General features: G+C 58.3%; 1 rRNA gene. It reads right to left on the minus strand.

From position 1 onward, the window contains the following. Positions 1-271: ribosomal RNA gene (locus OGV94_RS00805) — 16S ribosomal RNA — on the minus strand; the annotation flags it as partial.

Here is a 271-nt window from a genome sequence, read left to right on the forward strand (position 1 = left end):
TCCCCACTGCTGCCTCCCGTAGGAGTCTGGACCGTGTCTCAGTTCCAGTGTGGCTGGTCATCCTCTCAGACCAGCTAGGGATCGTCGCCTAGGTGAGCCGTTACCCCACCTACTAGCTAATCCCATCTGGGCACATCCGATGGCAAGAGGCCCGAAGGTCCCCCTCTTTGGTCTTGCGACGTTATGCGGTATTAGCTACCGTTTCCAGTAGTTATCCCCCTCCATCGGGCAGTTTCCCAGACATTACTCACCCGTCCGCCACTCGTCACCC

It is taken from the genome of Citrobacter sp. Ce006 (assembly GCF_030336535.1).
Taxonomy (GTDB): domain Bacteria; phylum Pseudomonadota; class Gammaproteobacteria; order Enterobacterales; family Enterobacteriaceae; genus Citrobacter; species Citrobacter europaeus.